The 8,267-nt window shown below is 71.0% G+C and carries 9 protein-coding genes and 1 pseudogene; 1 reads left to right on the plus strand and 9 read right to left on the minus strand.

From position 1 onward, the window contains the following. The 6 genes and pseudogenes from carB to pyrR form a co-directional block, all read right to left on the minus strand. Positions 1 to 892, minus strand: a pseudogene (gene carB / locus ACFU99_RS24060) (carbamoyl phosphate synthase large subunit); the annotation flags it as partial. Beyond that, positions 885 to 2,036, minus strand: coding sequence for a glutamine-hydrolyzing carbamoyl-phosphate synthase small subunit (gene carA / locus ACFU99_RS24065; protein ID WP_384395229.1), 1,152 nt, complete (start codon positions 2,034 to 2,036; stop codon positions 885 to 887). The gene carA and the pseudogene carB, both read right to left, overlap by 8 nt. Beyond that, on the minus strand, positions 2,033 to 2,596 hold the full coding sequence (locus ACFU99_RS24070) for a hypothetical protein (RefSeq protein ID WP_384395231.1): 564 nt from the start codon (positions 2,594 to 2,596) through the stop codon (positions 2,033 to 2,035). Before ACFU99_RS24070 ends, carA begins: the two co-directional genes overlap by 4 nt. Continuing rightward, positions 2,593 to 3,879, minus strand: a complete 1,287-nt coding sequence (locus ACFU99_RS24075) for a dihydroorotase (protein ID WP_384395233.1) — start codon at positions 3,877 to 3,879, stop codon at positions 2,593 to 2,595. Before ACFU99_RS24075 ends, ACFU99_RS24070 begins: the two co-directional genes overlap by 4 nt. A gap of 2 nt (positions 3,880 to 3,881) precedes the next feature. Continuing rightward, a complete protein-coding gene (locus tag ACFU99_RS24080) occupies positions 3,882 to 4,910 on the minus strand; it encodes an aspartate carbamoyltransferase catalytic subunit (RefSeq protein ID WP_384395235.1) in 1,029 nt (342 codons plus the stop codon). 104 nt (positions 4,911 to 5,014) lie between these two features. Continuing rightward, on the minus strand, positions 5,015 to 5,620 hold the full coding sequence (pyrR, locus tag ACFU99_RS24085) for a bifunctional pyr operon transcriptional regulator/uracil phosphoribosyltransferase PyrR (RefSeq protein ID WP_384395237.1): 606 nt from the start codon (positions 5,618 to 5,620) through the stop codon (positions 5,015 to 5,017). 196 nt (positions 5,621 to 5,816) lie between these two features. On the opposite strand from pyrR, the gene bldD reads away from it, so the two are divergent. Next, complete coding sequence (bldD, locus tag ACFU99_RS24090) at positions 5,817 to 6,317, plus strand: transcriptional regulator BldD (RefSeq protein ID WP_003982726.1); 501 nt, start codon at positions 5,817 to 5,819, stop codon at positions 6,315 to 6,317. 121 nt (positions 6,318 to 6,438) lie between these two features. On the opposite strand, the gene nusB is transcribed toward bldD, so the two are convergent. The 3 genes from nusB to ACFU99_RS24105 all read right to left on the minus strand — a co-directional run. Beyond that, positions 6,439 to 6,873, minus strand: coding sequence for a transcription antitermination factor NusB (gene nusB / locus ACFU99_RS24095; protein WP_384395239.1), 435 nt, complete (start codon positions 6,871 to 6,873; stop codon positions 6,439 to 6,441). 2 nt (positions 6,874 to 6,875) lie between these two features. Continuing rightward, positions 6,876 to 7,442, minus strand: a complete 567-nt coding sequence (gene efp / locus ACFU99_RS24100) for an elongation factor P (RefSeq protein ID WP_384395241.1) — start codon at positions 7,440 to 7,442, stop codon at positions 6,876 to 6,878. A 48-nt stretch (positions 7,443 to 7,490) separates the two neighbouring features. Then, a partial coding sequence (locus ACFU99_RS24105) for a M24 family metallopeptidase (protein WP_384395243.1) occupies positions 7,491 to 8,267 on the minus strand: 777 nt, incomplete at its 5' end.

Genomic DNA, 8,267 nt, shown 5'->3' on the forward strand with positions numbered 1-8,267 from the left:
CCTCGGGGTTGATCGCGAACTGGATGTTGCAGCCGCCGGTGTCGACGCCGACCTCGCGGATGATCGCGATGCCGACGTCCCGCAGCCGCTGGTACTCGCGGTCGGTGAGGGTCATGGCCGGGGCGACGGTGATCGAGTCGCCGGTGTGCACGCCCATCGGGTCGAAGTTCTCGATGGAGCAGACGACCACCACGTTGTCGTTGCGGTCGCGCATCAGCTCCAGCTCGTACTCCTTCCAGCCGAGGATGGACTCCTCCAGGAGCACCTCGGTGGTCGGCGAGAGCGTGAGCCCCTGGCCCGCGATGCGGCGCAGCTCGTCCTCGTCGTGCGCGAAGCCGGAGCCCGCGCCGCCCATGGTGAAGGAGGGGCGGACGACGACGGGGTAGCCGCCGAGCTGCTCGACGCCCGCGAGGACGTCGTCCATGGAGTGGCAGATGACGGAGCGGGCCGACTCGCCGTAGCCGATCTTGGCGTTGACGGCCGCGACGACGCCCTTGAACAGGTCGCGGTCCTCGCCCTTGTTGATCGCCTCGACGTTGGCGCCGATCAGCTCGACGTCGTACGTCTGGAGCGTGCCGGCCTCGTGCAGGGAGATCGCGGTGTTGAGCGCGGTCTGGCCGCCGAGGGTGGGCAGCAGCGCGTCGGGGCGCTCCTTGGCGATGATCTTCTCGACGTACTCGGGGGTGATCGGCTCGACGTACGTGGCGTCGGCGATCTCCGGGTCGGTCATGATCGTGGCCGGGTTGGAGTTGACCAGGATGACGCGCAGGCCCTCGGCCTTGAGCACGCGGCACGCCTGGGTACCGGAGTAGTCGAACTCCGCGGCCTGGCCGATGACGATCGGGCCGGAGCCGATGACCAGGACGGACTGGATATCGGAGCGCTTAGGCACGCTGGCCCTCCATGAGGTCTGCGAAGCGGTCGAAGAGGTAGGCCGCGTCGTGCGGGCCGGCTGCTGCCTCGGGGTGGTACTGGACGCTGAAGGCCGGCTGGTCGAGCAGCTGGAGGCCCTCCACCACGCCGTCGTTGAGACAGACGTGGGAGACCTCGGCGCGGCCGTACGGGGTCTCGGAGACCGCGTCGAGCGGCGCGTCGACGGCGAATCCGTGGTTGTGCGCGGTGATCTCGACCTTGCCGGTGGTGCGGTCCTGCACGGGCTGGTTGATGCCGCGGTGGCCGTAGCCCAGCTTGTACGTGCCGAAGCCGAGCGCGCGGCCCAGGATCTGGTTGCCGAAGCAGATGCCGAAGAGCGGGGTCCGCCGCGCCAGCACCTCCTTGACCAGGGTCAGGTCCGCGGTGGCCGGGTCGCCCGGCCCGTTGGAGAGGAACACGCCGTCGGGCTCCACCGCGTACAGCTGCTCGGCGGTGACGGTGGCCGGCATCACGTGCACCTCGATGCCGCGCTCGGCCATCCGGTGCGGGGTCATGCCCTTGATGCCCAGGTCGACGGCGGCGACCGTGAACCTCTTGGTCCCGATCGCCGGGACGACGTACGCCTCCTCGGTGGCGACCTCGGCGGCGAGGTCCGCGCCGGTCATCTGGGGGGCCTCGCGGACGCGGGCGAGCAGCGCCGCCTCGTCCGCGACGCTCTCGCCGGAGAAGATCCCGGCCCGCATCGCGCCGCGCTCGCGCAGGTGGCGGGTGAGGGCGCGGGTGTCGACGCCGGAGATCCCGACGACGCCCTGCCCGGCCAGCTCCTCGTCCAGCGTGCGCCGGGAGCGCCAGTTGGACGGCGTACGGGCGGGGTCGCGCACCACATAGCCCGCGACCCAGATCCGCCGGGACTCGTCGTCCTCGTCGTTGACCCCGGTGTTGCCGATGTGCGGCGCCGTCATGACGACGACCTGGCGGTGGTACGAGGGGTCGGTGAGCGTTTCCTGGTAGCCGGTCATGCCGGTGTTGAACACCGCTTCGCCGAAGGTCTCCCCCACGGCCCCGTAGGCGCGGCCGCGGAAGCTGCGGCCGTCCTCCAGGACGAGTACGGCGGGGACCGCCCCTTGCCTCTGCGAGGCGTTCCCCGGCTTGGAGGTCGTCATCGTGCGGTGCCTTCCGTTGCGTTGATCATGGTGTTGACTGCCTCGGTCCACTCCGCGTGCTCGGCGGCCCGGTCGGAGCGGAAGCCGGAGTCGAGCTCCTTGCCGCCGTGCTCCCAGGTGACGATGAGCAGGCCGCCCTCGGCGAGGACCTTGCCCGCGATGCCCTTGTCGAGCCGGGCGCCGCGCAGCCGGTCCGCGGGGATGAAGAATCCCTGCGCCCCGGGGCGTACGACGTCGAGCCCGGCGTCCGTCAGGGTGAGCTCGGCGCGGCTGCGGGTGCCCAGGCCCCGGGCGACGATGCGGTCGAGCCACTGGCCGGCCGTGGTCGAGCCGTGGTAGCGGCCGGTCATGGTCAGCCGGGGCTCGCCCGGCGCCTCGGGCGCTGTGGGCAGCTCGGGCAGGTCGCCCTGGAGCGAGCCGCGCCACTTCCAGCCCTCGCGCATCAGCCAGTAGACGAGCGCGATGAAGAGCAGCAGCCCGACGACCCAGCCGATGCGTCCGGCCCAGTCGGTGACCTCCTGCGACTTCTGCTCCGCAGCGAGGATTGTCGAAAGTCTCACGTCAGCTTCCCGTCCACGACCGTTGCCCGGCCCCGCAGGAAGGTGTGGGTGACGCGCCCCGGCAGCTCGCGGCCCTCGTAGGGGGTGTTGCGGCTGCGGGAGGCGAAGCCCGCGGGGTCCACGGGTCCACGGTAAGCGGAATCGAGGAGGGTGAGGTTGGCGGGCTCCCCGGCGGCGATGGGGCGGCCGTGGCCGCGGAGCCGACCGATGTCCGCGGGGCGCGCCGACATCCGGTCGGCGACGCCCGGCCAGTCGAGGAGGCCGGTGTCGACCATCGTGTGCTGGACGACGGAGAGCGCGGTCTCCAGGCCGACCATGCCCATGGCCGCGGCCCCCCACTCGCAGTCCTTGTCCTCGTGCGGGTGCGGGGCGTGGTCGGTGGCGACGCAGTCGATGGTGCCGTCGGCGAGCGCCTCGCGCAGGGCCAGCACGTCGGCCTCGGTGCGCAGCGGCGGGTTCACCTTGTAGACCGGGTTGTAGGACCGTACGAGCTCGTCGGTGAGCAGCAGGTGGTGCGGGGTGACCTCGGCGGTGACGGCCCAGCCCTTGGACTTGGCCCAGCGCACGATCTCCACGGAGCCGGCGGTGGAGAGGTGGCAGATGTGCACGCGCGAGCCGACGTGCGCGGCGAGCAGCACATCGCGGGCGATGATCGACTCCTCGGCGACGGCGGGCCAGCCGCCGAGGCCGAGCTCGGCGGAGACGGCGCCCTCGTTCATCTGGGCGCCCTCGGTGAGCCGGGGCTCCTGGGCGTGCTGGGCGACGACGCCGTCGAACGCCTTCACGTACTCCAGCGCGCGGCGCATGATCACCGCGTCGTCCACGCACTTGCCGTCGTCGGAGAAGACCCGGACGCCGGCGGCGCTGTCGTGCATCGCGCCGAGCTCGGCGAGCTGCTTGCCCGCCAGGCCCACGGTGACGGCGCCGATCGGCTGCACGTCGCAGTAGCCGGACTCCTTGCCGAGCCGCCAGACCTGCTCGACGACGCCCGCGGTGTCGGCGACGGGGAAGGTGTTGGCCATGGCGTGCACGGCGGTGAAGCCGCCGACGGCGGCGGCCTTGGTGCCGGTCAGGACGGTCTCGGAGTCCTCGCGGCCGGGCTCGCGCAGATGGGTGTGGAGGTCGACGAGGCCGGGCAGCAGGATCTGCCCGTGGGCCTCGATCACCTGGGCGTCGGCGGCCTCCAGGCCGGGTCCGACGGCCGCGATGGCCTCGCCGTCGATCAGTACGTCCTGCGGCTCGCCGCCGAGGGGGCGCGCACCGCGGATAAGGATCTTGCTCATGGTCACGTGTTCTCCTCGGTGCGGGCGGTGGTCGAAGGGGCGGGCGTGGACTCGAACGCCGCGCCGCCGAGCAGCAGGTACAGGACGGCCATCCGGATGGAGACGCCGTTGGCGACCTGCTCGACCGCGGTGCAGCGGACGGAGTCGGCGACCTCGGCGGTGATCTCCATGCCGCGGTTCATGGGGCCGGGGTGCATGACGATCGCGTGGTCGGGCATCCGCGCCATCCGCTCGCCGTCCAGGCCGTAGCGGCGCGCGTACTCGCGCTCGGTGGGGAAGAACGCGGCGTTCATGCGCTCGCGCTGCACCCGCAGCATCATCACGGCGTCGGACTTGGGAAGCACCGCGTCGAGGTCGTAGGAGACCTCGCAGGGCCACTGTCCGACGCCGATCGGGACCAGGGTGGGCGGCGCGACCAGTGTGACGTGGGCGCCGAGCGTCGTCAGCAGGTGGACGTTGGAGCGGGCGACGCGGCTGTGCAGGATGTCCCCGACGATCGTGATGCGCCGTCCGGCGAGGTCCCGGCCGGTGCCGTCGCCCGGCCCGCGGTGGTGGGTGGGGCCGCCGTCGGCCGCGCCCGCCAGGTGGCGGCGCATGGTGAAGGCGTCGAGCAGCGCCTGGGTGGGGTGTTCGTGCGTGCCGTCGCCGGCGTTGACGACGGAGCCGCCGATCCAGCCGGAGGTGGCGAGGCGGTGCGGGGCGCCGGAGTCGTGGTGACGGATGACGACGGCGTCGGCGCCCATCGCCTCCAGGGTCAGCGCGGTGTCCTTGAGGGACTCGCCCTTGGAGACCGAGGATCCCTTGGCGGAGAAGTTGATGACGTCGGCGGAGAGCCGCTTGGCGGCGGCCTCGAAGGAGATGCGGGTGCGGGTCGAGTCCTCGAAGAAGAGGTTGACGACGGTCCTGCCGCGCAGCGTGGGCAGCTTCTTGATCGGCCGGTCCGCGACGCGTGCCATCTCCTCGGCGGTGTCGAGGATCAGTACGGCGTCGTCGCGGGTGAGGTCGGCGGCCGAGATGAGGTGACGATTCATCCGGGTACTCCGTGGGTGCTGAAAGAGGGCGTGGACGCCCGTGGGGCAGGCAGGCAGACGAAGCCGCGGACACGGCCGTACCGCGTCCGTCGGGGGTGTCCGCGCTACCGCTCGCCGCCGGACTGGGCGGTGGGCTTGACGCCGAGGAGCACGCTGTCGCGGCCGTCCTCCTCGGTGAGCTGGACCTTGACCGTCTCCCGCAGCGACGTCGGGAGGTTCTTGCCGACGTAGTCGGCGCGGATCGGGAGTTCGCGGTGGCCCCGGTCGACGAGGACCGCGAGCTGCACGGCGCGCGGGCGGCCGATGTCGCCGAGCGCGTCGAGGGCGGCGCGGATGGTGCGGCCGGAGAAGAGCACGTCGTCGACGAGGACCACCAGGCGGCCGTCGACGCCGTCACCGGGGATCTCGGTGCGGGCGAGGGCGCGGGCCGGGCGGAGCCGCAGGTCGTCGCGGTACATGGTGATGTCGAGGGAGCCGACCGGCGTCTTCCGGCCGGTGATCTCCTCCAGCTTGGCGGCCAGCCGGTCGGCGAGGAAGACGCCGCGGGTGGGGATGCCGAGCAGCACCACGTCGTCGGCGCCCTTGGCGCGTTCGACGATCTCGTGGGCGATGCGGGTGAGAACCCGCGCGATGTCCGGGGCTTCCAGCACGGGGCGTGCCGGTTCCGGGCTGCCTGCGTCCGGACCGGGGTCCGGGCTGTTGGTGTCCATGAGAAACGGACCTCCTTCTCCGCCTCACGGGACGGACCTTAAAGGACGTCGGGTTTACGCCATTCACGTTACCAGGGTCGTACGGGGCGTACGTCAACACCCCTGACGGGGGACGGCATGGACCGTTCGGCTTGACGAAGTCAGATTACGCTGCGTAACCTCACAGTGAGTTACCAGTCTTCGTCCGGGGAGCTTTATGTCCAGCGAATACGCCAAACAGCTCGGAGCCAAGCTTCGCGCCATCCGCACCCAGCAGGGCCTCTCGCTGCACGGCGTCGAGGAGAAGTCCCAGGGCCGCTGGAAGGCCGTGGTCGTCGGTTCGTACGAGCGCGGCGACCGAGCCGTCACCGTGCAGCGCCTTGCCGAGCTGGCCGACTTCTACGGCGTCCCGGTGCAGGAGCTGCTGCCCGGCACCACGCCCGGCGGGGCCGCCGAGCCGCCGCCGAAGCTGGTGCTCGACCTGGAGCGGCTGGCCCACGTGCCGGCCGAGAAGGCCGGTCCCCTCCAGCGGTACGCGGCCACGATCCAGAGCCAGCGCGGCGACTACAACGGCAAGGTGCTCTCGATCCGCCAGGACGACCTGCGCACCCTCGCCGTGATCTACGACCAGTCGCCCTCGGTGCTGACCGAGCAGCTGATCAGCTGGGGCGTGCTCGACGCCGACGCGCGCCGCGCCGTGCAGCACGAGGACATCTGAAGCCCCCGAGGTCTCGATCGTCTCGCTACACCACAGCAGAAACGTGCCGCCGCCCTCGGCGGGACCCCGTCCCGGGGTACGCCGAGGGCGGCGGTCCTGCTGGTGGCGCGCCGTACGGCCGTTACCGCGTATCGCGCCGCAGGCTCGGCTTCAGCTCCTTGAAACGGCCGAGAAGACCATTGACGAACGCGGGCGAATCGTCGGTGGAGAACTCCTTGGCGAGCTGCACCGCCTCGTCGATCACCACCGCGTCCGGCGTCTCGTCCTCCCAGACCAGCTCGTACGTGCCGAGCCGCAGGATGTTCCGGTCGACCACCGGCATCCGGTCGAGCATCCAGTCGACCGCATAGTCGGCGATCAGCTCGTCGATCCGGGGCGCGAACTCCGCGTACCCCTCGACGAGCTGCATCGTGTACTCGGTGACCGGCGGCTGCCGGTCGTCCGAGCGGGAGTGCCGTACCCAGTCCGCGAGCACGTTCTGCACGGACGTACCGCGCTGGTCGGCCTCGAAGAGGATCTGGAAGGCGCGTTTGCGGGCCTTGTTACGGGCAGCCACGGTTAGCTGTTCACCCGACCGAGGTAATCGCCGGAACGGGTGTCGACCTTGATCTTCTCACCGGTGGTGATGAAGAGCGGCACCGCGATCTCGTAGCCGGTCTCCAGCTCGGCCGGCTTGGAACCGCCGGTGGAGCGGTCGCCCTGCACGCCCGGCTCGGTGTACTTGATGACGAGCTCGACGGCGGCCGGCAGCTCGACGTAGAGGGGGTTCTCCTCGTACACCGCGACGACGGCCTCGAAGCCCTCCAGGAGGTACCGGGCGGCGTCGCCGACGACCTCGGGAGAGATGAAGAGCTGGTCGTAGGTCTCCATGTCCATGAAGACGAAGTTTTCGCCGTCCTTGTACGAGAACTGCATGCCGCGCTTGTCGACATTGGCCGTCTCGACCTTGGTGCCGGCGTTGAACGTCTTGTCGACGACCTTGCCGGAGAGCACGTGCTTCAGCTTGGTGCGCACAAAGGCCGGGCCCTTGCCGGGCTTGACGTGCTGGAACTCGACGACGGACCAGAGCTGGCCCCCGTCGAGCTTGAGCACCATGCCGTTCTTGAGGTCGTTCGTGGATGCCACGGTTGCGGAATCTCCTGGACTGAAGCTGGTGGAACCAGGAGGCGCGCGCTACAGCGCGAGCAGCTCCTTGGTCGTAATGGTGAGTAGCTCGGGGCCGCCGTCCGCCTCGGAGCGGACGACGAGCGTGTCATCGATCCGGACACCACCCCGTCCCGGGAGGTGAACCCCCGGTTCGACGGTGACCGGCACGCAGGCATCCAGTTTACCCATGGCCGCGGGCTCCAGCCGAGGGTCCTCGTCGATTTCCAGTCCGACCCCGTGCCCGGTGCGCGATTCGAGCCCCTCGCCGTGGCCCGCGGACTCCAGCACCTGGCGCGCCGCGCGGTCCACATCCCGGCACGCCACGCCCGGTGCGAGCGCCTCCCGGCCCGCCCGCTGCGCCGCGAACACCACCTCGTACAGCTCGATCTGCCAGGACGCCGGAGAGGTGCCGATGACGAACGTACGGCCGATCTCACAGCGGTAGCCGCCGTAGTCGGCGCCCAGCCGGACGCTGAGGAAGTCGCCCTCCTCCACCCGGCGGTCCGTCGGCCGGTGGTCCGGGGAGCCCGAGTTCGGCCCCGCGCCCACCGACGTCGCGAAGGCCGGGCCGGCCGCGCCGTGGTCCACGAGGCGGCGCTCCAGCTCCAGCGCCAGGTGCCGCTCGGTCCGGCCGACCAGGATCGATTCGAGGAGTTCGCCGAGCGCCTGGTCGGTGATCTCCGCGGCGATGCGCAGGCAGGAGATCTCCTCCTCGTCCTTGACGACGCGCTGCTGCTCCACGGCGCGGCCGAGGTCGGCCAGGCGCACCCCCGGCGCGACCGAGCCCACCGCCCGGTACTGGGC

The organism is Streptomyces sp. NPDC057654 (assembly GCF_042800135.1).
Classification (GTDB): Bacteria; Actinomycetota; Actinomycetes; order Streptomycetales; family Streptomycetaceae; genus Streptomyces.